A 22,663-nucleotide genomic window follows, 5' to 3' on the forward strand; every position below is an offset into this window, starting at 1 on the left:
GAAGGACGAGGAGCGATCGTGAGCACGTCGACGGCGGCTGAGCAGGTCATCCGGGCCGGGCAGGGCGAGGCGCTGCTGGAGGTCAAGGGACTGCAGCGCTACTTCCCGGTCACCCGGGGCATCGTTTTCCAGCGGCAGGTCGGCGCGGTGAAGGCGGTCGACGGTATCGACCTGTCCATCCATACCGGCGAGACGCTCGGCGTGGTCGGTGAGTCCGGTTGTGGCAAGACGACCACCGGCCGGCTGGTGACCAGGCTGGACGAGCCGACGGGTGGCTCGATCACCTTCGAGGGCGAGGACCTCACCCATCTGAGCCGCGCGAAGATGCGGCCGTTCCGGCGCGAGATCCAGATGATCTTCCAGGACCCGTTCTCGTCGCTGAACCCGCGGCAGACGATCGGCACGATCATCGCGGCGCCGTTCCAGATCCAGAAGGTGGACAGCGAGGGCGGCACGAAGAAGGCCGTCCAGGCGCTGATGGAACGCGTCGGGCTGAACCCCGAGCACTACAACCGGTACCCGCACGAGTTCTCCGGTGGTCAGCGGCAGCGGATCGGGGTCGCCCGGGCGCTGGCGCTGCGGCCGAAGCTGATCGTCTGCGACGAGCCGGTGTCGGCCCTCGACGTCTCCATCCAGGCGCAGATCGTGAACCTGCTGGAGGACCTGCAGGACGAGTTCAATCTCGCCTACCTGTTCATCGCCCACGACCTGTCGGTGATCCGGCACATCTCCGACCGGGTCGCCGTGATGTACCTCGGCAAGGTGGTCGAGGTGGCGGATCGTGACGAGTTGTACAACCATGCCCGGCACCCCTACACCCACGCGCTGTTGTCGGCGGTCCCCGAAGCGGACCCGGACGCGCTGGCGCACCGTGAGCGAATCCGGCTCACCGGGGACGTGCCGAGCCCGCTGAATCCGCCGTCGGGTTGCCGATTCCGGACCCGATGCTGGAAGGCGCAGGACATCTGCGCCGAGCAGGAACCGCCATTGGTGCAGATCGGTGCACCGGGTCACCAGGCGGCTTGTCACTTCCCGGAGGAGCGCGATGTGATCTGAAAACTACGGAGAGTAGCTGAAAGATCTATCGATGGCAATGAACCAATCACGATCTGGTCACCGAGCCGAATGCTCGTTGCGCCACCTGTGGATCCGTGAGTTGATGACCGCGAATTGACGCCAGATGACCTATCCGGCCGCCGCGACCCGGCGTGGAACGTCATGACAAGGAAGGAACTACTGGCTATGAAGTACGCCAAACGAGTAGGACAGGTAATTGCTGCTGGGGTCACCCTGACCCTGGTGGCGACCGCCTGCGGCGGCGGCAGCGATGACGCCGGCAGCCCGACTACTACAGGCACGGCCGGGGCCAAGGGGGGCACCGTCACCGTTTACCACGTCAACGACGTCGAGCACCTCGACCCGCAGCGTAACTTCGTCACCGACTCCAGCATGATCGGCAAGCTGATCACCCGGACGCTGACGGACTACCGGTACGACGCCAAGGCGAAGAAGATCGTCCTGGAGAACGACCTGGCTGCCAGCTACGAGTCGACCCCCGACTTCAAGACCTGGACCTTCAAGCTGAAGGACGGACTGAAGTACGAGGACGGTTCGCCGATCGTTGCCGCCGACATCAAGTACGGCGCCGAGCGGTCCTTCTCGGCCGACATGCAGGAGGGTGCGCCGTACGCGCACGAGTACCTCGACTGCCCCGGCTACAAGGGCCCCTACATCGCCGGCAACAACGGCGGCAAGGGCTGTACCGGGATCGAGGTCCCGGACGAGAAGACGGTCGTCTTCAAGCTGAACCGTGCGGTGCCGACCTTCGAGGGCACCGCGAGCATGAAGGTCTGGTCGCCGGTCCCGAAGGCCAAGGACACCAAGACCGCGTACGACAACAAGCCGGTCTCGACCGGTCCGTACAAGATCGAGTCCTACGTCCGCAAGAAGACGCTGGTGCTGGTCCGCAACGAGAACTGGGACCAGAAGACGGACCCGCTGCGTAACGCGCTTCCGGACAAGTTCATCTTCAAGTTCGGTGACGCCGAGGCGACCGTCGACCAGCGGCTGTTCGCCGATGGTGCGGCTGACAAGAGCTCGGTGAGCTTCGCCGGTGTCCAGCCGGAGAACATCGCCAAGACGAACGGTGCGACGGTCAAGGACCGGGTCGTCGAGTCCGAGGACATCTGCCGTCGCTACGTCGCGTTCAACCAGCAGAAGCCGCTGCTGAAGAACCAGAAGATGCGCGAGGCGCTGTACTACGGTCTCGACCGGACCACCTACCGCGACGGTCGTGGTGGCGAGCGGCTGGCCGCGGTGGTCGACTCGATCATTCCGGACGACATGGACGGCTACAAGGCGGAGGAGCACTTCAAGGCTCCGCCGGAGGGCGACAAGGAGAAGGCCAAGGCGCTGCTGACCGAGGCCGGTTACAAGGGCGAGAAGCTGACCCTGGGCACCGCTGACTCGGGTCTGGCCGTCAAGGCTGCCGAGGCCGCGCAGGCATCCTGGAAGGCTATCGGCGTCAACGTCGACATCCGCAAGATCCCGGGTGACAACTACTACTCGACTCAGCAGGAAGACAAGTCGGCGACCGATCTGATCACCGCCGGCTGGTGCTACGACTGGGCGAGCCTTGCGACCGTCGTTCCGCCGGTTCTCGGACCGGACACCACGGCGCCGAACAAGGCCGCGCAGAACAACTACGGCCGTAGCAACGTGGGCTGGGACAAGATGGCCGAACTGGCCAAGGAGACCGACAAGGCCAAGCTCACCAGCGGCCTGTCCGACCTGTACGCCGAGATCATGAAGACGGCGCCGCTGGTGCCGACCGTTCAGGACCTCAACGTGTACGTCGTCGGCTCCAACATCGACAACGGCGTGGCAGACCCCAACACGGGTGGTCTGATCGACCTCACCCAGATCGGTCTGAAGAAGGCCAACTGATCGAGGTGCAGGACCCATCGCCAGGTAGGTGATGAGAGGGGCGGTTCCCTTCGGGGAGCCGCCCTTCTTCCTTGTCCAAGTCCTGGGATCAGGTGGAGCGGAGGAGTTGCTCCAGGGCGGCGGCGCCGTGGGCGTCGTGCTGCTCATGGATGGACAGGGCGATCCGCCACTCGCGCCGGGCCTCCGGGAGACGGCCCTGGGCCCGGTGGACCTCGCCGAGGCTCTTGCGGATGTCCGCCTCGCACAGCCAGTCGCCGTACTGCCCCGCGATGGCCAGGCCCTCGCTCTGGGCGGCGATGGCTTCGTCGTACCGGCCTTGCGCCATCCGGAGGCGGCCGAGCTCGTTGAGTACTTCGGCCTGCGGGATCGCCGTGCGCGCGATGCGATAGAGAGTCAGACTCTGGTGCAGGGCTTCGCAGGCGACGTCGTACTGGCCGGCCTCGCGGTAGGCGACGCCTACGTTCTGGGCGATCATGCCGCGGTACTTCTCCTGGCCCGGCTCGACCAGGATGTCCATCGCCTCGTCGAACAGCCGGCGGGCCGAGTCGGCCATCCCGGTCTTCAGGTAGAGCATGCCGAGCGCCAGGCAGGCCCAGGCCGCTCGCGGCGGGATCCCCAGTCGCAGGCCGATCTCGCGGGCGCGTTCGGCGTACGGGATGCCGTCGGTGGTCCGGCCGGTGCGTTCCAGGACATGGCTGAGGCTGCTCAGGCAGAGTGCTTGGAGGTTGCCGTCGCCTGAGGCCTCTGCGGAGTCGACTGCCCGGCGCAGAGGAGCCACGGCTTGCTCGTGCTGGCCCAGCTCGGCATGAGCGGCGCCGAGGTCGTGCAGCACTAGGCCTTCCGCGATGCGGTCGGGTCCGCCGCTCACCAGGCGCAGTACGGCCTCGTTGGCTTGTAGCCACTCGAGCCAGGCCCGGCGGAGGGCGTAGTACGCGTTGAGGCCGACAGTGAGCTGTACTGCGAGGCTGGGCTGGTCCACGGCAGCCTGCTGCACGACGCCGACCAGGTTGGCCCGCTCCTTGTCCAGCCAGGTGAGTACGTCGTCCTGGCTGGACAGGTCCTGCGCGCCGGTGAGCCACTCCTTGTCGAGCCACCCGTCACGAGTCACCCCGTGTCCGGCGTACTCGCTGGCCTTCCAGACAACGGCGGAGACCCGCCTGATCCACCTGCTGTTGGCAGCCGCCTTGGCCGGCTCGGTCAGCATCTGCTCGGCCAGCTCACGCGCAGCCACTCGTACGAGGTCGTGCAGCCGGTACAGCCCAGGGCTGGGCGTCGCGAGCAGGTGCACGTCCACCAGCCGCTCGAGTACTACGACAGCCTCCGGCTCAGGACTGTCCGACAGGGCAGCCGCCAGTGCCGAGGTGAGATCTACTGAGTCCGACAACCCAAGCAGCGCGAACATAGTGACGGCCTGTACGTCGATCGGGTCGTCGCTGCCGGCCAGTTGCTCGATCGACAGCACCAGCGTCGCCCGTACGCCGGAGTCGTCCAGCTGCAGCTCGTCCAGCCGGCGACGGCCGTCCGCCAGCCGCTCGGCGAGGTGGGCGACCGGCCAGGTCGGGCGGGACGCCAGCCGCGCACCTGCCATCCGTATTGCCAGCGGCAGGCCACCGCACTGCCGCACCACCTCCGCGCAGTCGCTCTCTGGCGCGTCTGGGCGCTCTGAGATGCGACGGAGCATCTCGATGGACTCCTCCAGCGGCGGCTCACCCAACTGGAACTGGCGGCCACTCAGCCCGGCCATGCTGCGGCGACTCGTCACGATGGCCGCACTGCCGCCGGAACCCGGCAGCAGCGGCCGGACCTGCTCATGGTCGGAGGCGTTGTCGAGCAGTAGCACCAGGCGGCGGCCTGCGAGCGCAGTACGGAAGCGGCCGGTTGCTGTCGCCAGGTCTGCGGGTGGGGTCTCGCCCAGGTCCTCCAGTAGGTAGGTCAGGGCGTCCAGGGGTTCTAGTGGCGGGCCGATGCCGAAGCCGCGCAGGTCGAGGTACAGCTGGCCGTCCGGGAAGTGCTCTGCGACCTGGTGAGCGGCGTGGATGGCCAGAGTGGTTTTGCCAATGCCACCCATGCCGGTGATGGCTGTAACGCTGGCGCCCTTCACAGAGGCCAAGTGCTTGGTCAGCAGCTCCATCTCCCGGACCCGTCCGGTGAAGTCGCCACTCGCGAACGGCAGCTGCCTGGGCGAGGCCGCCAGGGCTGGCTTGGGTCTGGTCTTGTCGCTGCGGCCGCGGCGGGAGGCTGCGGAGGCCAGAGCGGCCTTCTGGTCCGCGTCCAGGTGGAGGGCGTCGGCCAGGGCCTCGACCGTGCTGAGCTGCGGGTAGCGCCGGGTGCCGCGCTCGAGGGTGCTGATCGCCTGCACGCTGATCCCGGAGCCGGCCGACAGCTCGTCCTGGGTCAGGCCGGCGGCGGTCCGGTGCCGCCGGAGCAGGGCCGCGAACTGCGAGTCCACTCCTGTGACCTCCAGCGATCGCCGACTTTTGTATGGGTGAACTGTATGGGTTGTACCTGGTGACCCGGTCGGGGCCGGTCGAGGATTGGACCTGCACGTCGACTGGGGAGGAGATGTTGATGTCGGTTTACCAGGCTGTTCCTGTGGTGCGACGCGAGGACTTCGCGCCGGAGGTCGTCTGTGAGGTCTACGAGCTGCGGTCGCGGCGCCGGACGCCGGCTGTCGCGAAGGAGCTCACCAGCCGCCAGGTCACCATCGGCCGGCTGATGGCGACCGGAGCCAAGGATGCCGCGATCGCCCGCCAGCTGGGGCTCTCGCTGCGCACGGTCCGGGCCGAGATCAGTGCGCTGATCGCCGGGCTCGGTGCCAGGTCACGGTTCCAGGCCGGCTGTCTGCTGGTCCGCCGGTTCGGCTAGGACCCAGCGGCTGATCCAGGGCCGGGAAACTGTCCGGAGGCCCACGTAGGCTGGCGATATGAGTGAGCTTCCCGACCGCAGGCTGCTGCTGGTCCATGCCCATCCGGACGACGAGACGATCAACAACGGCGTGACGATGGCGAGGTATGTCGCCGAGGGAGCGCAGGTCACTCTGATCACCTGCACCCTCGGCGAGGAGGGCGAGGTGCTGGTCCCGGAGCTGGAGCACCTGGCCTCCGACCAGAGCGACGAGCTCGGCAAGCACCGGATCGGCGAGCTGGCGGCCGCGATGGACGAGCTGGGTGTCACCGACCACCGCTTCCTCGGCGGCCCGGGCAAGTACCGCGACACCGGGATGATCTACGACGAGCAGGGCAATGCCGCTGTCCCGCCGGAGACCCGGTCGGACAGCTTCTGGCAGGCCGACCTGCTGGCCGCGGCGAACGACCTGGTGCCGGTGATCCGCGAGGTTCGCCCGCAGGTCATGGTCACCTACGACCAGTACGGCAACTACGGCCACCCGGACCACGTCAAGGCACACCGCGTCGCGACGTACGCCGCAGCCCTGGCCGCGGCACCGTCGTACCGGGAGGACCTGGGGGAGGCCTGGGACATCTCGAAGGTCTACTGGCTGGCGATGGCCGAGTCGGCCATGCGGGAGAGCCTGCGCAGGCTTCGCGAGTCGGGCGACACCACGACGTTCGAGGGGCTGGACCCCGAGGGCCCACTCGGCCCGTACGTCACACCGGACCGCTACGTCGACTGCGTGATCAACGCCGAGGAATACCTCGATCGCAAAATGAACGCGATGAAGGCCCACGCCACCCAGATCACCCTCGACGGCCCGTTCTTCGCTCTCTCGAACAACAACGGTCTCGAGATCTGGGGCAGCGAGGCCTACCGGCTCGTCAAGGGCACGGCGGCCCCGGGGCCTGACGGCGTGGAGAACGACCTCTTCGCCGGTCTGTGAGTCCATCAAGAGAGATAGTTGTGGAAATTGGTTCGGCCGTCAGTTCCGATCCCCGTCAGAGGTCGGCCCCGAGTGATTGGTGACTAATCTTTTGGGGCGACCGTTGGCCGACAATCGACCTGTTGCGCGCGAGAAAGCGAGACGGATAGCAGTCGCCATGAACGCTGGGCGGCATGACTATCATCGTCGGCCAGATGGTTCGTGGAAGATCGGCCCAGGTTCGGGGAAGGTCACAGCCCCTTGGGGCTGCAAAGGGACCGCAAACAAGCCGAACGCTCACTCATATCCGCCGGGGTTGGGATGGAGTGCGAAGCAGGTTTGTGCGGGTGATTCGGAGTTCAGAAGGTCTGTGCATACCTCCAGTACCTCGACTACTACGGGAAGTGGACAAACCGGTCCACTAGGAGTTGCAGTCGGGAGACTGTTGCAACCACGATGTACTGGGGTGACTCCGACACGTGCGCCCACGCCGGCCGCGGAACGTACCGTACGTGGGGGATCGGCTCGCTTGGCCTGACGGCGTGCAGAATTCTGCCAGCGCCTACTCGGACTCAGTTGTCTTGTGTTGAAGCTGAGACCCCAGACTCGGAGGGCGAAGATGAGCACCTGGTCGATGTCTGACCAGTCACCACAGCCGGTTGGCTCGTTCAGAATCTCGGATGTTGTGGTGGCGACTCTCGCGTCAACCGGAGCTCTTCGCTTCGCCCCTCGCTCTCTGGACTGCTGGATCGCACGTGAGCAGATCGCCGTGCGTTCCGGCAGCGGAGAGCTGCTATGGGTGGAGGATACGGACCCTGCAAACATTGGCCCCGACGCTCCGTCCCACCTGATCGACCTGCCGGTACCGGAGGTCCTCGCGATTCGAGATTTATCTTCTGTGTGTGGCTGGCTGGGCGTTACGATGCCGGCGGCTGCAGCGGGTATTTCCTGTGAGTTTCTCGGGCGCCCGACCCAGCGGTATGAGTTTCGCCATCCTCGATACAAGAGCATTTCAGTCATTGAGGATGATGAGACCGGGCTTGTCATGGAGGTGCAGGCTATGTCTGCCGAGCACGGCGAACAGCATCTTCAGGTCACCCGCTTCAGCGTTGTCCCGTGGAGATCCGAGCTCTTCCCGCCTTTCGAGGCATCCCCCGCTGGCCCGTTGGGCGATAACGGCCCTTAGGGGCCGGCTTTGAGCGGTTAGCCCGTGATCGTGGGGTGAGGCCGCCGCGCTAAGCTAAGAGCGGCATGGTGAGGAGCCGCGACCTACTGGCGTGAGCGGTTCCACACGCTCAGTTGAGGCGTCAACCTTCCGGGGGTCTTAGGCTGCTGGGGTGAACCCGGATCCCAGTGGCAGTGTCGACGCCGGGGCGTTCCGTGCTGCGATGGGCCGGTTCGCGTCGGGCATCACAATCATGAGCACGATGCAGGGCGGGGTCGCGCACGCGATGACCGCGAACGCGTTCACCTCCGTCTCGCTGGATCCGCCGCTGGTGCTGGTGTGTGTCGACTACGCGGTCCGGATGCACGACGCGGTACTGGAGCGTGGGGACTGGGCGATCTCGGTACTGGCCGACACCCATCGGGAGATCGCTGAGCGGTTCGCCAAGTCGGGGCGGGACCTGTACAGCCAGTTCGACGGGATCGGCACCCAGCCGGGGCCGAAGACCGGCTGCCCGCTGATCGAGGGAGCGCTCTCCTGGCTCGAGTGCCGGACCTGGGCGACGTACCCGGGCGGCGACCACACGATCGTCGTCGGCGAGGTCCTGAGCCTCGGCACCGGCGAGCCGGATGACCCCTCGGCCCTGATCTACTACGCGGGCGGGTACCGGGCACTCAAGGGCAGATAAACCTGCCCTGTCCTGTAGTCTGTGCCGTTGCTGTCACATGGTTTCGAGCAGGAGGACTTCGTCCGGTGGGGAGAAAGCAGCTCGCGGGGATCATCGCCGCGGCGGGGCTCGGGGTGCTCGTGGTCGGTTATGGTCTGGCGTTCGCGCTGACCGGCGACAAGGTGCCAGGGGATACGACAGTGCTGGGGATCTCCCTCGGCGGACTGTCCGAGGACGACGCGAAGGCCAAGTTGCAGGCCGGGCTGAAGGATCGCCTGGTGCTGCCGATCAAGGTCAAGGCGGGCCCGTCGACGTACCAGGTGAAGCCCGCTGAGGCCGGCCTCACCCTCGACGTGGACGCCACCATCGCCGAGGCGGGTGCCGGGCGCAGCCTCAACCCGGCCCGGATCTGGCAGGGGATGACCGGCGGCGACGCGGTCCAGCCGGTGGTCGCCAAGGACGAGGCCAAGCTGAAGGCCGCCATCGAGAAGCTGGCCACCCAGGTCAACCGGCCGGCCACCGAAGGCACCATCACCTTCGTGAAGGCCAAGGCCGTCCAGCACCCGTCGGCCGACGGCCTGCAGGTGGACAACGAGAAGGCCACCGAGACGGTCGTCTCCGGCTTCCCGTCGGACGGCAACCCGAAGGACCTGCAGGTCAGCGTGACCAAGCCGAAGGCCGGGAGCGAGGCCATCGACAAGGCGATGACCGAGTACGCCGTGCCCGCGATGTCCGGCCCGGTCCGGCTGACCGTCGGGGACAAGAGCGCCGACCTGCAGCCGGAGGAGATCGCTCCCGCGCTGACCCTGGTTGCGAAGGACGGCGGCTTCACGCCGAGCCTGAACGCAAAGCTGCTGGAGCCGCTGTTCGTCGAACGGTTCAAGAAGCTCGAGACACTGCCGAAGGACGCCACGGTGCAGATCGTGGCCGGCAAGCCGAAGGTGATCCCGGCCGTCGACGGCATGGTCGTCGCCCGCGACAAGGTGGCCCCGGCGATCCTCGCGCTGCTGCCGAAGCCGTCGGGTCAGCGGACCGCCGCGGTCGGCCTCTCGCACACCAAGGCCGCCGTCACCACCGAGGCGGCCACGGCGCTGGGGATCAAGGAGGTGATGGGGCAGTTCACCACCAAGTTCCCGCACGCCACCTACCGCAACGTGAACATCGGCACCGCCGCCCGCAAGATCAACGGCACGATGCTCAAGCCGAACGAGATGTTCAGCCTGAACAAGATCGTCGGCGAGCGGACCAAGGCGAACGGGTTCACCGAGGGCAACATCATCAACGGCGGCAAGTTCGTCCTGGACCTCGGCGGCGGCGTCTCGCAGTCGGCCACGACGACCTTCAACGCGGCCTTCTTCGCCGGCCTGAAGGATGTCGAGCACAAGGCGCACAGCGTCTACATCAACCGCTACCCGGTCGGCCGCGAGGCGACCGTGGCCTGGCCGTCGGTGGACCTGAAGTTCCTCAACGACTCCGGGCACGGCATCCTCGTGCAGACCCTGTTCACGGCCTCGACGCCGAACAGCCCGGGCGTCATCACGGTGAAGATCTGGGGCACCAAGGTCTGGGACATCACCGCCGGACAGTCGGAGAAGACGAACTTCCGCGCCCCCGGGCTGGTCTACAACACCGAGCCGAACTGCCGGGCGCAGGCGCCGACCGGTGGCTTCGACATCAAGATCTACCGGTACTTCGCGAAGAACGGCCAGCGGGTCAAGACCGAGTCGTTCGTCACGAACTACAACGCGGCCGACGATATCCGCTGCGGTCCGAAGCCGGGTACTACGCCGCCCACGCCGCCGGCCTCGACCGACACGCCACCGACGCCGAGCACGGGCAAACCGTCCACCACCACCCGCCCACCCAGCTGAACCATCGTCGACCGGGCCGTCCCGGTTCGGGGCGGCCCTTCGTCCTGTCCGGCCCGGGTTCAGGCGCGGTACAGGGTGTGGAGGTTTTCGGCGACCTGGTGGAAGAGGTCCTCGCCGATCGCGGCGCCCTCCCGGCGTACCTGGGCCGGGTCGACACGCAGTACGCGATCGAGTCGTACTTCGCTCTCGCGCTCCTCCTTGTCCCAGAGGCCGCCGCCGATGTCGAGCCAGACCCGCCCCCAGCGCGCCTCGTCGGCCGCGTCGCGGTCGTGGTCCTTGCTGGTCAGGATCAGCGCCAGCAGCCACGGCCCGTCCGAGCCGACGACCAGCACCGGCCGGTCCTTGCCGCGGTGGTGGTCCTCCTCGAAGGGCACCCAGGTCCAGACGATCTCGCCCGGGTCGGCGACCCCGTCGTCCGGGTGCGGCGTGTACTCGACGTGCACCGTGCCCTCGTAGTCACCCGCGTACTCCGGTCGCGCCAGTTCAGCCATGGGCCGACGATACCGACTCCGCGCCCTCACACCGGGGTGTCGCGACACGTTGAACTGCTGTGCACCCAACCACCCAGTCTCCCCGGACCACCGGCCGTACGGCGATCCTCGCGGTACTGCTGACCGGCCAGTTCATGGCCAACATCGACACCGCCGTCGCCAACATCGCGGCTCCGTCGATCGGCGCCACCTTGCAGGCCTCGGAGGGCCAGGTCGCGCTAGTGGTCTCCGGGTACGTCGTGGCGTTCGCAGTACTGCTGATCACCGGGGCCCGGCTGGGCTCGTCGTGGGGCTATCGGCGGGTGTTCCTGCTCGGCCTGCAGGTGTTCACGGTCGCGTCGCTGGCTTGCGGGCTGGCTCCGGAGATCTACTCGCTGACCGCGGCGCGGTTCGTCCAGGGTGCCGGGGCCGCTCTGATGGTGCCGCAGGTGCTGAGCGGGATCCAGCTGTACTTCGCCGGCCGCGACCGGGTGAAGGCGCTCGGGTACTTCTCGATCGCGCTGTCCGGCGGCGCGGTGGCCGGTCAGATTCTCGGCGGACTGTTGATCGCGGCCGACCTGTTCGGTACGGCGTGGCGGCCGATCTTCTTGATCAATGTGCCGATCGGTGTGGTGCTGCTGGTGGTGGCGCTGCGCCGGCTGCCGGCCGATACCGATACCGATGCCTTCGCCGAGCAGCGGCAGTCGATCGAGCTTCGCGGGGTGGTCACCTTGTCGGGTGCGGTCCTGCTGGTGATCGTGCCGCTGCTGCTCGGCTCCGAGCGCGGCTGGCCATTGTGGTCCTGGATTTGCCTGGCTTGCAGCATTCCTGTTGTTGTCTTGTTCGAGCTCGGCGAGCGGCGTACGGCGGCACGGGGTGGGCGCCCGCTGATCGCTCGCCCTGTACTGCGTACTCCTGCCGTGCGGGCCGGCTTGCTGGCTCACGGGCTCACTACTGCGACCTACTTCGCCCTGCTCTTCGTACTCGCGCTCTACCTGCAGCAAGGGCTCGGCAAAGGGCCGGCGTACTCGGGCTTCGCCATGGTGGTCTGGGTGGCCGCCTTCGGGCTGGCCGGGCCGATCCTGCCGCGGCTGCCGGAAGGGTTCCACTGGATGCCGGTGATCGGGTGCCTGGTGCTGGCAGTTGGCTACCTGGCTGTGTTGGCCTACCTGTTGCTCGGTGGGCTGTCTGGGCCGCTGCTGTTCGTTTTGCTGGGGATTGGCGGGCTAGGGCTCGGGTTCAGCTCGAACACGCTGATTGGCGCGATCACGTCCGCCATGCCAACGCAGTACGCGTCGGACTTGTCTGGAGTGGTCACGACCAACGCGCAGCTGTCTGGGGCGCTTGGGGTCGCGGTGGCCGGCTCTGTCTACGCGTCGCTGGTCGGTGGGACTACATCAGCCCCGGGTGCGCTCGGCGTAGTACTGGCTGGGTTTGCCGGGCTTGCGCTGGCGGGCGCTTGGTCAGCTCGGCGGCTGGTTCGTTAGGTAGCGGTAGCGGTAGGCCACGGCGTACCCGAGGCTGGTGTAGGTGGTCAGGGCCGGGACGTTGTCCTCGACGACCTCCAGATAGCTGCGGCGGCCGCCTAGCTGCCCAGACCAGCGGGCAAGGCCCTGCAGGACGGCTGTACCGAGCCCACGACGCCTGTACGCCGGGTCGACTCGTACTGCGTCTACTCCCAGCCAGTGGCCGGTCATTGCGCCACGGCCGACTGCCACGACCTTGCCGTCGAGCTCCACAGAGGCGAATGCCGCCTTGGGCGCACCCTCCATCACTGCCGGAGCTGCAGCTGGGGGAGTGCCCTCGAAGGCCGCTTCGTACCAGGCCGCGTCCGGCTTGTCGCTGACGGTGACCTTGTAGCCGGGCGCGGCATTCACCAGGTCCAGGGTAGTGTGCAGAACCAGTACGTCGCCTTGCTGCGGCCGGGCGTCGACCCAGCCGAGCTGACCGAACTCTGCGGCCTCCGGGCTCTCCAAGCGGACCAGGGCGAGCGGGGGAAGGCCGCGCTCGGTGTAGAACGCCTCCGCCCGCTTCAGAGCCTCCGAGACAGGCATCTCGGGGTCACCGGCCGGCAGGAGGGAGTTAGCCCGGCCGGTCCAGCCCTCAGAGGCTCGCAGGAGCCACTGGCCGACGTACGAGGTCTCCACGGCAGGTCGGCCGAGTGCAGTGGTGAGGAACAGTTGCTGGACGTCCACAGGGCGCAGTGGCATGGGCGGGATCCGTTTGGCTGCTGAGACGGCTCCCGAATGGATCTGGTGGAGCGTACTGTCAGAGTGCCGGACAACCAGCGAGCCAGCGTCGTATGCCTGCAACACCCCGAGCACATCGGTCAACTGGCCGCCCGGAAGCCGGTGGCGGACCACGACACGGTGGCCGATATCACGGGCACTGAGGCCTGACACAATACGGACTCCTGGCAGAGTGGGGCTGGGACTACCGTGATACTAGGTAGCCGCACCACCATATGAGCATCGGAAACATCGCACCGCAGCATCCAGTCCGCTGCGCCTGCTGGCTATAGGAGGAGTACCAGTGACCTACGTCATCGCGCAGCCGTGTGTTGACCTCAAGGATCTCGCCTGCGTCGAGGAGTGCCCCGTCGACTGCATCTACGAGGGCAACCGGATGCTGTACATCCACCCGGACGAGTGCGTCGACTGCGGAGCGTGCGAGCCGGTCTGCCCGGTAGAGGCGATCTACTACGAAGACGACACCCCGGAGCAGTGGAAGGACTACTACACCGCGAACGTCGACTTCTTCAACGACCTAGGCTCCCCCGGCGGCGCCTCCAAGATGGGCAAGATCGACAAGGACCACGCCTTCATCGCCGCGCTGCCCCCGCAGGAGCACGACGAGTAGGACTTCGAGCTTGTTCGAAGCACCCGGGCGATCCTTCGATCCCCGGGTGCTTCTTTTGCTTTGGCATCATCGACCTGAGGGAGGTCTCTGATGCCGGCTCCGTTGTCCCCACGCTTGGCTGCGATCGTCGACGCCCTACCCCTCACCCCGGGCCTCCGCGTCCTGGAGTTCGGCTGCGGCCCCGGAGCCGCGGCTCGCGAGGTTGCTAGACGAGTCGGCCCGACCGGTTTCGTCCTGGGCGTCGACCGCTCGGCCAAGGCGATCACCCAGGCCCTGGCCGGGGGCCGGATGCCGGGTCTGGCGTTCCGCCAGTCAACCATCGAGTCCTTCGAACTGGCGCCCGGCGAACCGCCGTACGACCTGGCCTTCGCCATCCGCGTGGGCGCTCTGGATGGACGCCATCCCGAGCTGGAGAGCCTGTCGCTAACACGCATCGCGGCAGCCCTCACCCCCACCGGCCGCCTGCTCATCGACGGCGGCAGCCCACTACGCGAGGTCAGACTCTGACCTGCTGCTCGATGACGTCGCCGCCGACCACCTGGGCCCCAACCCGGGGGCCCTCGACCTCGCCGCCCTTCGCCCTCCGCTCCCGCCCCGCCCCCGGCCCCGCCCCGGCCCCGCCCCGGCTTCGGCCCGCCTCTCGGTGTGCTTCACCCCTCCTCCGGGGCTTCGCCCCCTGCTCTGCCAGGGGGCGAACCCCATCACGAGGAGCGAACCCCTCCGCCGCTGGCGAACCCCTCGGCCCGTGGCGAACCCCTCGGCCAGGGGGCGAACCCCTCCGCCCGTGGCGAACCCCTCCGCCCGTGGCGAACCCCTCCGCCAGGGGGCGAACCCCTCCGGCCGTGGACGAGCCCTCCGCCTGCGTGGGGGGCTACTCGTCGATGACGTCGACGTGGACGTGGTCCAGGTGCCGGAGGGTGTCGTTGTTGCCCGGGCGGTCTGGTGCGGTGTAGTCGCGCCAGCCGCTGTCCGAGCGCCCGCCAGAGGTCCAGATCTTGTCGCTGAAGATGACTGTCCGGATGCCCAGCATCTCGGCTCGGGCGACCAGGTACTGCGCCAGCGCCCAGCCCTTGACCGTGTTGGCGGTCGAGATGGGTTTGACGAAGATGTCGACGGCCCGACCCTCGTAATGGGCCGAGCCTTCCATATGCCCAGTAGTCACCCCGCCGGGCTGATACCCACCGGTCGAGAGCTTGCCAAAGGTCGCCGCCAGATCCTTCCGAACCGTCTCGGCGCGTGGCGTCAGCCCGTTCCGGCCCATCACCTCAGCAGGCAGCGACGCCGTGTCGACCGTGCAACTGAACGACGCCTTCGACTGCCCCGTCAACGCGGAGGCGAGAACACGCGCATCCGCCTCATGATCGGCATACGCGTTGGGGAAGGCGCTCCGCTGCACCCGATCAGCCGCGACCGTCACAGCCAACGTCTGGTAGTTCTTCACCTTCACCAGAGCGTCATAGAACTTCGCCGCCGAGTAGTGCGGATCCTGCACCTGCGTCGCCGTCCCCCACCCCTGCGACGGCCGCTGCTGGAACAGCCCGAGCGAGTCCCGGTCCCCATGCGCCAGGTTGCGAAGCCCCGACTCCTGGTACGCCGTAGCCAAGGCGATCGTCGCAGCCCGCGCCGGCAGCCCACGGCGTACCGCGATGCCGACGATGATCGCCGCGGACTCGGCCTGCTCCAGATCCAGTACTACGGTCCCGCCGCTGACCGTCGCCTCGCACTGCTCGCGTGGCGGCAGCAGCGGTCCGAACTCCTTGCCGCTGATCCAGGAGATCCCGGCACCGACGGCAAGCGCGAGCGCACCCACAGCTCCTATTGCGACCACAGCGCCACGCTTCATCGGCATACCCGTCCCAACGTGCGGGGATGGCGCCGAGGTTCCGGAGGCACTGCGGAGTGATGGTTCACGCTGAGTATGACGTGCTGCCGCTCGCGTTGGTTGGCGTGATCCGTCACGCGTTGGCGTGCAGTGCTTCGTTCAGCGTGATGCCCTCACCCTGGCGCGGGCGGGCCTCGACGGCGCCGGTGACGGAGTTGCGCAGGTAGAGCAGCCCGGGCTGGCCGGACAGTTCGCGCGCCTTCACCACGGTGCCGTCGGGCAGCGTGACCTTCGTACCGGCGGTGACGTAGAGGCCCGCCTCGACCACGCAGTCGTCGCCGAGTGAGATGCCGATACCGCCGTTCGCGCCGAGCAGGCAGCGCTTGCCGATCGAGACGACGGCTTTCCCGCCGCCCGACAGGGTGCCCATGATCGAGGCGCCGGCACCGATGTCGCTGCCGTCGTCGACGACCACGCCGGCCACGATCCGGCCTTCGACCATCGAGGTGCCGAGCGTGCCGGCGTTGAAGTTCACGAAACCCTCGTGCATCACAGTCGTCCCCGACGCCAGGTGCGCGCCGAGCCGGACCCGGTCCGCGTCGCCGATCCGGACTCCGGACGGTACGACGTAGTCGGTCATCCGCGGGAACTTGTCCACACTCGTCACGGTCAGGTGCAGCCCGGCGGCGCGGGCGCGGAGCCGGACGTTCTCGATCTCCTCGACCGGGACCGGGCCGTGCGAAGTCCAGGCGTTGTTCGGCAGCGCGGCGAAGATGCCGTCCAGGTTGACGCCGTGTGGGCGGACCAGCCGGTGCGAGAGCAGGTGCAGCCGCAGGTAGGCGTCAGCGGTGTCAGCCGGTGCCTCGTCGAGCGTGATCGCGGCCCGCACGACCGTACGGCGTACCTGGCGGAGGTCGTCGTTGCCCTCGGCAGCGATCAGCTCGGCCGGCGCCTTCGCGTCCGCGGCCGGTTCGCCCAGTTCGGGGGCTGGGTACCAGACGTCGAGCACGCTGCCCGAGGCAGTGACGGTGGCGAGGCCGAAGCCCCAGGCGCGGGTGGCGTTCTCAGTCATACCCAAAGCCTGCCAGACGCCCGGTCACCTATCGTCGACACCCACCTGATCATTCGCCCCCTTTTCACCCTCGCTCGCCCTGCCCGCAGCATCGGACAGCCCGCAAGGAGGGTGAAAAGGGGGCGAATGATCAGGTGGGTGTCTCGCTAGCCTCGAACCTGCCGGACTTGACGACGGAAGGAATCCAGTGCCCATCTCCCTGATCCTCGACACCGATATCGGCACCGATGTGGACGACGCCCTGGCGCTGGCAGCCATCCTCGGTTCGCCGGAACTCGACCTGACCGGCGTGACGACCGTGTACGGCGACGTGCTGCTGCGGGCCCGGATGGTCGCCAGGGTGGCTCGGGTCGCCGGGCGCGACGTCGGGCCGATCGTGCCGGGGCGGAGCGCGGCGCGATCCGGCCGGGAGGTCTTCTGGGCCGGGCACGAGGGCGCCCTGATGCCCGATCTCGACCAGGAAGAGGTCAGCGACGCCGACCCGATCGCCTTGCTCGCCGAGTCGTCGACGGTGCTGGCGATCGGGCCGTTGACCAACCTGGCCGAGGCGGTCGAGACGCCCGGCAACGAGCTCGAGCAGATCTTCCTGATGGGCGGTGACTTCAGAGCCGGCAAGGTGGAGCACAACATCAAGTGCGACGTCGCGGCGGCTGCGGCCGTTTTCGCGTCGGGCCTACCGGTGACGGCGATCGGTCTGGAGCAGACCACGCGGCTTCGGCTGGACGCCGCAGTGGTGGCCGAGCTCGAGGGCGCGGGCAAGCTGGGCGAGCTGCTCGGTGCCGAGATCCGGCAGTACTGGTCCTACCGGGAGCAGGACTTCAACGTGCCGCACGATCCGGCGGCGGTGCTGATGATGGTCGAGCCGGAGCTATTTTCGTTCGCCACCGGCCAGATCGTCGTGGAGGATGACGGACTGACGCGGTTCACGGCGGATACGTCGGGTCCGCATCGGATCGTGACGGATCTGGACCCGGAGCGGGTCGCCCGCGGGATCGTCGACCGGATGCTCGCCGCCATCGCCTGAACTGGAGGGATTTCCGAATGCTCCCCGTCTGGCTGGAGAAGATCGCCGGACCTGTCCTGGCCGCTACCCAGGCGCCCGCCGTCAGCGAGCTCAAAGGCGAGGTACTCCGCGAGTGGGGCTCGTCGGAGGTCTGGCGGCTGTCCTACGGATTGCGCAGCGTGATCGCCAAGCGGGGCAGCGATGCGCAGACGACCGAGGGTTCGGCGTACCAGCGGTTCGTCGTGCCACTCGAGTTGCCGGCGCCTCGGCTGATCCACCTGGCAGAGATGGACAACGCCGTACTGCTGGTGCTGGCCGATGTCGGCCGGGTGAATCTGGAGCAGGAGCCCACGGCGGAGGGCTTCCTGGCTGCGACCGAGCTCCTGGCCGCCGTCCGTTCCAAGCCGGTTGATGCGCCGAGCGAGTTCACCTCGGAGCACCTGCTTGAGTTTGTACGCCGAAGTCCCGCCGACTCCGAGCTCACCAAGCGACTCGAGTCGGTGGTCGCCGCCAGGCTCGACGAGTTGCATCAGGACGCGCCTGCGCGCGTAGTACATGGTGACTATGTGCCGAAGAATCTCGTCACCGAGGGCACCCACTGGACCATCGTCGACTGGCCGCTGGCGTATGCCGCTCCGCATCTGAGTGATCTCTACACCCTGGTCCGCGATGCCGTTGCCGTCGGCCACCAATCCGAGCCGATCGTTGCCCGCTACATCGATGCCGCAGGCACCGATCCCGAACTGGTCCGGCGGCAACTCGCGATCGGTGGAGTCGCCTTCATCCTCCGTGCGCTGACCTGGGTCGTCGAGGAAGGCGTACGGACCGTGCCCTCGTCGACGGAATGGGTCGCTCCGCTGCTGGCAGAGCTGACCGACGTTGTAGGAGACCTGTGATGAAGCTGCTCGTGCTCGGCGGGACCAAGAACCTCGGCCGGCACGTGGTCGAGGCGGCGTTGACGTCGGGCCATGAGGTGACCCTGTTCAATCGCGGCCGGACCAACGCCACGCTGTTCCCTGAGGCGAAGCACCTGCGCGGCGAGCGATCCGCACCCGATGCGCTGGCAACGGGGGAGTGGGACGCGGCGATCGACATGTCCGGCTTCCTGATTCACGACGTACGCCGAAGCGCTGAACTACTGCGCGACCGCGTCGGTCACTACACCTTCATGTCGTCGATCGCGGTCTATGCGAGCAAGACGACGCCGGGGATGACCGAGGATGCGCCGCTGTTGCCGTGGCCGGTGGGCGTTCCGGAGGATGAGTTCACGATGGACCTCTATGGTCCGTCGAAGGTCCAGGCCGAAGCCCTGCTGGCCAAGACTTTCGGAGCGCGGACTGCGGCCGTGCGCTCCGGTTTCGTCGTCGGGCCTTACAACCCGGACTTCGGCAACTGGGGCGAGGCGCTCGCCACCGGCAAGCCGCTCGAATGCGCTGCCCGGCCGGACCAGCCGATCCAGTACGTCGATGCGCGCGACCTGGCCACCTTCCTGCTGCGTCTGACCGTCGACGGTCGCGGTGGTGCTTTCAACGCGGTCAGCGCGTCGATGACGATGACGGCACTCGCTGAGGCGTGGCGTTCCGTAGTACCGGGGACTACGCCGATTGTCTGGGATCCTGCCGAGGACCGCTTCCACCTGCCGCATGACGGCTCGAACGATGGCACCTTTCAGCTGTCCAACGCGCGGGCGTTAGCGGCCGGGTTGGAGCTCCGTCCGGCTGAGGAGTCGGCGCGGGCCTGCGTCGAGTGGATTCAAGCTGGAAATACGCCACCACCCCCACCGCACTAGTTGACCGTCCCTTCCTTCGCCTTCAGCTTCTGATCGCGCTTTGTTGCTGGCGGCAATCGTCGCGTGCACGCAACCTCGGACACGTAATCAGGTACGCCCGCTGCACCGTGTGAAGGATTATTGCCACGGAGCGGCAAGAATCCTTCACGCCCTGCAAGTGATGGGGGCGCGGGGTGCGAGGAGTCCTACCCGTGGTGGCCTCGGGCGGGTTCTGAGGGGTTGGACCGAACGACGAGGCCTTCGATGGTCCGGAGCGCCGCATCCGGCTGAGCCGGAAGGGTCTGGCAGCAGACCTGGCGTTCTCTCCGCGGCCATCGAAGGCCTCGTAGAACCCAGAATAGCAGGCTGGGTCAGGGCTTCTTGGGGGCTGAGGTGGCTCGGATGTGGAGTTCGGTGCGGAGGGTGACTGTGGATGGGGGGCGGCCGGGGGAGGCTATGCGGTCTTTGAGGAGGAGGCCTGCGGTGCGGCCCAGTTCGTAGGTGGGCTGGGCGACGGTGGTGAGGGAGGGGACGACCAGGTCGGCCCAGGGGATGTCGTCGAAGCCGACTACGGCGATGTCGTCGGGGGCGCGGAGGCCTCGTTTGGCCAGGCATTCCAGGGCGCCGACGGTCATCAGGTTGTTGGTGACGAAGAGCGCCTCGGGGCGTTCGGGCTGGTCGAGCAGGCTCTCCATCGCCGCGAAGCCGCCGGCCTCGCGGAAGTCGGCGTGCCGGACCAGGTCCTTCTGGAAGCGGATGCCCGCGCCGCGCAGGGCCGAGCGGTATCCCGCGAGCCGATCCATCGCAGTACTGACGCGTCGCGGTCCGGTGATGCAGGCGATCCGGCGGTAGCCGCCTTCGATCAGGTGGTTGACGCCTTCGAAAGCGCCGTGCTCGTTGTCGACCAGGACGGTGTCCGCCTCGATGCCCTCGACCCGGCGGTCGATCAGCACCATCGGGGTCTTCGCCTCGTCGAGCTGCTGGACGCCCTCGGCGGTCGACGTCGGGGAGATCACCACGCCGGCCATCTGCTCGGTCAGCACCGCCGACGCGTACGCCGCTTCCTTGGCCGGGTCCTCGTCCGAATTGCACAGTACGACGTGGTAGCCCTCGGTCTGCGCGACGTCTTCCAGGCCGCGCACGAGCGAGGTGAAGAACGGGTTCTCGATGTCCGAGATGACCACGGCCCACAGGTTCGTGCTGGCGCGGCGCAGGTTCCGGGCGACGCCGTTCGGCCGGTAGCCGAGTTCCGCCACCGCCGCGCGGACCTTCTCGGACAGCTCCGGATCCACGTTCCGGCGGCCACTGAGTACCCGCGACACCGTGGCCGGCGATACGCCAGATCTACGCGCGACGTCGTAGATCGTCGTCATTCTCGCTCCCCGCTTGAGGCCTAACTGCCGTCTGGACGGCACAAGGATCTCACGACGGCGGCTGTCCCACCGGGAAAGGTGACGCCTCAACAGGTTGCGCGTCGAGCAGCGCCTGAGCGGCGGCCCGGTCGGGGCACGAGGTCGCGGCGCCATGCATCGTTGTAGACAGCGCACCCGCGGCATTCGCCAGCCGTACTGCGTCCGCGAGCGTCGCGCCGCCGGCCAGAGATGCCGCGAGCGACCCGCAGAAGGCGTCACCGGCACCGACCGTATCCACCGTCGCCACCGCATGAGCCGGCACCCGGATCTCCAGATCCGAACCCGCCCTCGAGCCGCCGCCGAAGCCAGCGCCGCCGCCGAAGCCAGCGCCGCCGCCGAAGCCAGAGCCGCCACCGGATCCAGAGCCCGCCCCGAAGGGCGCACCTCCTGTTCGATCCAGGACGAACACACCCCGCGAGCCGAGCGTGATCACGCAACCCCGCAGATCCCACTCGTCGGCCAGCCGGCGTGCGATCGCCGGTACCTGGCTTTCGTCGTCGCAATCCAGCCCGGTCAGCGCCGCCGCCTCCACCTCGTTCGGCACGAGGACGTCGACGAAGGCTGCCAGCGACGAGTCGACCGGCCCGGCCGGCGCCGGGGTCAGGATCGTGGTGACACCCGCGGCCGAGGCGAGCCGGAGGGCAGCTCTGCTCGCCTCGACCGGGAGTTCGAGTTGAACGCTGAGGACCGCGCTGGAGGTCAGCGCCGACGCGGCCGCCTCGACATCGGCCGCGGTGATCGCCGAGTTCGCCCGCGACACGATGATGATCGAATTGCTCCCGTCCGGCAGCACCAGCGGAAGCCCCACCCCGGTACCGAGCTCGGGATGCCTGACCACCCAGTCGGTGTCCACGCCGTCCGTCTTGAGCAACTCGAGGAACTCCTCGCCGTACCGGTCGTCGCCGATCGTGCCGACGATCGCAGTACGGGCTCCCATCCGGGCCGCGGCGATCGCCTGGTTGACGCCCTTGCCGCCGAGGAACTCCGCGAAGCCCGTGCCGTGCAAGGTCTCACCAGGCATCGGCCGACGCTCCGCGCTAGCGACCAGGTCCTTCATGAACGACCCGAGCACGCACACGTCGTACCGGCTCACGCCTCCTCCCCAAGCCCGAGCAGCTTGCGCCCAAGCGCCCCGGAAGGATGGAACCGCGCGAAGTCATGCTGAGTGAATTCCCGCAGTACTACGAGCGCGCAGGCGAGCGCATCGCCCATCACCAGCGCAGCCGTCGTGGACGCCGTCGGTGCCAGGTTCAGCGGGTCGGCCTCGCGCAGCACCATCGTGTCGAGCGTGTAGGTGGACAGTCGCGCCAGCGTCGACTCCTCGCCACCCGTCATCGCGATCACCGGGATCTTCCGCTCGGCGAGCATCCGGGCGAACGCGCACACCTCGGCGGTCTCGCCCGACGCCGACAACGCCAGAACCAGGTCGCGAGAGGTGACCGCGCCGGAGTCGCCGTGCAACGCGTCGCCCGCATGGATGAACGTCGCAGGCGTCCCGGTCGATGCCAGCGTGGCAGCGATCTTGCGTCCGACCAGCCCCGACTTGCCGAGCCCGGTGACGACCAGGTGCCCCTCACAGCGGGCCACAGCGGTCAGTACGTCGAGGAACACTCCGTCGAGCCGTCCGGCCAGTGCGGAGACGGCAGCCGCCTCGGTCTCGATCGCAGTACGCGCCGCCGCCAGCCCGCGCATCACCAGCTCCTGCGGCAACTCCGTCCGCGGCCGTGGCTGTTCGGCCGTGCGGTGGGTGCCCGCTCGGTTCGGCACTACTGGCATCCTCGACCCGCTTCCGGT

Annotated in this window: 21 protein-coding genes; 13 read left to right on the forward strand and 8 right to left on the reverse strand. The window is 67.8% G+C overall.

Annotated elements, in window-relative coordinates:
• Positions 1-18: 18 nt before the first annotated feature.
• Both A3ES_RS0104635 and A3ES_RS46250 read left to right on the forward strand, forming a co-directional pair.
• The gene (locus A3ES_RS0104635) at positions 19-1,056 is read left to right on the forward strand and encodes an ABC transporter ATP-binding protein (RefSeq protein ID WP_020385614.1); all 1,038 of its coding nucleotides are present in this window, start codon (positions 19-21) and stop codon (positions 1,054-1,056) included.
• 162 nt (positions 1,057-1,218) lie between these two features.
• Positions 1,219-2,946 (forward strand): ABC transporter substrate-binding protein, encoded by a 1,728-nt coding sequence (locus tag A3ES_RS46250; protein ID WP_083933194.1) that lies wholly within the window; start codon positions 1,219-1,221, stop codon positions 2,944-2,946.
• A gap of 88 nt (positions 2,947-3,034) precedes the next feature.
• Here the strand turns inward: A3ES_RS46250 and A3ES_RS0104645 are convergent, their stop codons facing one another.
• Positions 3,035-5,395 carry a helix-turn-helix domain-containing protein gene (locus A3ES_RS0104645; RefSeq protein WP_020385616.1) on the reverse strand — a complete coding sequence of 787 codons (2,361 nt, stop codon included), beginning with the start codon at positions 5,393-5,395 and terminating at the stop codon, positions 3,035-3,037.
• Positions 5,396-5,514: 119 nt separating this feature from the next.
• Here A3ES_RS0104645 and A3ES_RS0104650 point away from each other — a divergent pair, with 119 nt between their 5' ends.
• The 5 genes from A3ES_RS0104650 (at position 5,515) to A3ES_RS0104670 (ending at position 10,463) form a co-directional block, all read left to right on the forward strand.
• Entirely contained in the window at positions 5,515-5,811 is a 297-nt protein-coding gene (locus A3ES_RS0104650; RefSeq protein WP_237744855.1) for a response regulator transcription factor, read from the forward strand.
• 58 nt (positions 5,812-5,869) lie between these two features.
• Positions 5,870-6,781 carry an N-acetyl-1-D-myo-inositol-2-amino-2-deoxy-alpha-D-glucopyranoside deacetylase gene (gene mshB / locus A3ES_RS0104655; protein WP_020385618.1) on the forward strand — a complete coding sequence of 304 codons (912 nt, stop codon included), beginning with the start codon at positions 5,870-5,872 and terminating at the stop codon, positions 6,779-6,781.
• A gap of 598 nt (positions 6,782-7,379) precedes the next feature.
• A complete protein-coding gene (locus A3ES_RS0104660) occupies positions 7,380-7,946 on the forward strand; it encodes a hypothetical protein (protein WP_026162550.1) in 567 nt (188 codons plus the stop codon).
• 151 nt (positions 7,947-8,097) lie between these two features.
• Positions 8,098-8,613 carry a flavin reductase family protein gene (locus A3ES_RS0104665; RefSeq protein ID WP_020385620.1) on the forward strand — a complete coding sequence of 172 codons (516 nt, stop codon included), beginning with the start codon at positions 8,098-8,100 and terminating at the stop codon, positions 8,611-8,613.
• A gap of 65 nt (positions 8,614-8,678) precedes the next feature.
• Complete coding sequence (locus A3ES_RS0104670) at positions 8,679-10,463, forward strand: VanW family protein (RefSeq protein ID WP_020385621.1); 1,785 nt, start codon at positions 8,679-8,681, stop codon at positions 10,461-10,463.
• A 59-nt stretch (positions 10,464-10,522) separates the two neighbouring features.
• Here the strand turns inward: A3ES_RS0104670 and A3ES_RS0104675 are convergent, their stop codons facing one another.
• A complete protein-coding gene (locus A3ES_RS0104675; RefSeq protein ID WP_020385622.1) occupies positions 10,523-10,954 on the reverse strand; it encodes a type II toxin-antitoxin system PemK/MazF family toxin in 432 nt (143 codons plus the stop codon).
• A gap of 59 nt (positions 10,955-11,013) precedes the next feature.
• Between A3ES_RS0104675 and A3ES_RS46255 the strand changes: the two genes are divergently transcribed.
• On the forward strand, positions 11,014-12,420 hold the full coding sequence (locus A3ES_RS46255) for an MFS transporter (RefSeq protein ID WP_020385623.1): 1,407 nt from the start codon (positions 11,014-11,016) through the stop codon (positions 12,418-12,420).
• Here A3ES_RS46255 and A3ES_RS46260 read toward each other — a convergent pair.
• Positions 12,397-13,257, reverse strand: a complete 861-nt coding sequence (locus tag A3ES_RS46260) for a GNAT family N-acetyltransferase (protein WP_420323125.1) — start codon at positions 13,255-13,257, stop codon at positions 12,397-12,399. The genes A3ES_RS46255 and A3ES_RS46260 overlap by 24 nt on opposite strands.
• Before the next feature lie 208 nt (positions 13,258-13,465).
• Between A3ES_RS46260 and fdxA the strand changes: the two genes are divergently transcribed.
• A complete protein-coding gene (fdxA, locus tag A3ES_RS0104695) occupies positions 13,466-13,792 on the forward strand; it encodes a ferredoxin (RefSeq protein WP_020385626.1) in 327 nt (108 codons plus the stop codon).
• 90 nt (positions 13,793-13,882) lie between these two features.
• The gene (locus A3ES_RS0104700; RefSeq protein ID WP_020385627.1) at positions 13,883-14,299 is read left to right on the forward strand and encodes a class I SAM-dependent methyltransferase; all 417 of its coding nucleotides are present in this window, start codon (positions 13,883-13,885) and stop codon (positions 14,297-14,299) included.
• Between the two features lie 364 nt (positions 14,300-14,663).
• Here the strand turns inward: A3ES_RS0104700 and A3ES_RS0104705 are convergent, their stop codons facing one another.
• Both A3ES_RS0104705 and dapD read right to left on the reverse strand, forming a co-directional pair.
• Entirely contained in the window at positions 14,664-15,641 is a 978-nt protein-coding gene (locus A3ES_RS0104705; RefSeq protein WP_026162551.1) for a VldE C-terminal domain-containing protein, read from the reverse strand.
• 106 nt (positions 15,642-15,747) lie between these two features.
• Positions 15,748-16,686, reverse strand: a complete 939-nt coding sequence (gene dapD / locus A3ES_RS0104710) for a 2,3,4,5-tetrahydropyridine-2,6-dicarboxylate N-succinyltransferase (RefSeq protein ID WP_020385629.1) — start codon at positions 16,684-16,686, stop codon at positions 15,748-15,750.
• Between the two features lie 187 nt (positions 16,687-16,873).
• Between dapD and A3ES_RS0104715 the strand changes: the two genes are divergently transcribed.
• The 3 genes from A3ES_RS0104715 to A3ES_RS0104725 are packed head-to-tail and all read left to right on the forward strand — an operon-like array spanning position 16,874 to position 19,478.
• A complete protein-coding gene (locus tag A3ES_RS0104715; protein ID WP_020385630.1) occupies positions 16,874-17,710 on the forward strand; it encodes a nucleoside hydrolase in 837 nt (278 codons plus the stop codon).
• 17 nt (positions 17,711-17,727) lie between these two features.
• Complete coding sequence (locus tag A3ES_RS0104720) at positions 17,728-18,585, forward strand: phosphotransferase (RefSeq protein ID WP_020385631.1); 858 nt, start codon at positions 17,728-17,730, stop codon at positions 18,583-18,585.
• Positions 18,585-19,478 carry a Rossmann-fold NAD(P)-binding domain-containing protein gene (locus A3ES_RS0104725; protein ID WP_020385632.1) on the forward strand — a complete coding sequence of 298 codons (894 nt, stop codon included), beginning with the start codon at positions 18,585-18,587 and terminating at the stop codon, positions 19,476-19,478. The genes A3ES_RS0104720 and A3ES_RS0104725 overlap by 1 nt, the downstream gene beginning before the upstream one ends.
• A gap of 350 nt (positions 19,479-19,828) precedes the next feature.
• Here A3ES_RS0104725 and A3ES_RS0104730 read toward each other — a convergent pair whose 3' ends face one another.
• From A3ES_RS0104730 to A3ES_RS0104740, 3 genes are read right to left on the reverse strand one after another with little or no spacing between them, the layout of a single operon-like run.
• Positions 19,829-20,983 carry a LacI family DNA-binding transcriptional regulator gene (locus A3ES_RS0104730; protein WP_272944596.1) on the reverse strand — a complete coding sequence of 385 codons (1,155 nt, stop codon included), beginning with the start codon at positions 20,981-20,983 and terminating at the stop codon, positions 19,829-19,831.
• Entirely contained in the window at positions 20,880-21,962 is a 1,083-nt protein-coding gene (locus A3ES_RS0104735) for a ribokinase (protein WP_020385634.1), read from the reverse strand. The genes A3ES_RS0104730 and A3ES_RS0104735 overlap by 104 nt, the downstream gene beginning before the upstream one ends.
• Positions 21,959-22,636: a KpsF/GutQ family sugar-phosphate isomerase gene (locus A3ES_RS0104740; protein WP_020385635.1), complete on the reverse strand. Its 678-nt coding sequence runs from the start codon at positions 22,634-22,636 to the stop codon at positions 21,959-21,961. Before A3ES_RS0104740 ends, A3ES_RS0104735 begins: the two co-directional genes overlap by 4 nt.
• Positions 22,637-22,663: the final 27 nt, after the last annotated feature.

Origin of the sequence: Kribbella catacumbae DSM 19601, from assembly GCF_000372465.1 — a bacterium.
GTDB lineage: Bacteria > Actinomycetota > Actinomycetes > Propionibacteriales > Kribbellaceae > Kribbella > Kribbella catacumbae.